Source organism: Streptomyces sp. NPDC127092, from assembly GCF_042722475.1.
Lineage (GTDB): Bacteria > Actinomycetota > Actinomycetes > Streptomycetales > Streptomycetaceae > Streptomyces.
The window spans coordinates 1,020-1,409 of record NZ_JBHXFE010000231.1; the positions used below are offsets into that span (position 1 = coordinate 1,020).

At 67.9% G+C, this 390-nt stretch carries 1 protein-coding gene; it reads left to right on the forward strand.

The features are described 5' to 3' along the window. A partial coding sequence (locus ACFWJO_RS39210) for an amidohydrolase family protein (RefSeq protein WP_386873013.1) occupies positions 1–390 on the forward strand: 390 nt, incomplete at both ends.

Below are 390 nucleotides of genomic sequence, written 5' to 3' on the forward strand. Positions count from 1 at the left end.
GACCTGGGTAGACTGCGGGCCCGCCCAAGCGGCATCGATACCGGAGATCGTCCAGCAGCTGCGCCGGCGCGCTGATCAGGCCGCCGGCAACGGGCCGATCCGCGGCTACGGCTATGAACACCGCAACCTCGTCGAGCGGCGCCACCCCACTCGGCATGAACTGGACCAGGTTGCCACGGACCGTGAGGTGTATCTGATGAACGCCTCCGGCCATGGCGGCGTGGTCAACACCTTCACCCTGAACAAGTACGGCATCACCCGGGACACCCCCAATCCCCCGGGCGGGGAGTTCTTCCGCGACGAGGCCGGGGAGCTGACCGGCGAGCTCTCCGATGCCGCCTGCAACATCCTCACCGGAGTGGAGGGCGTCAAGGTCGGCAACCACGGTCC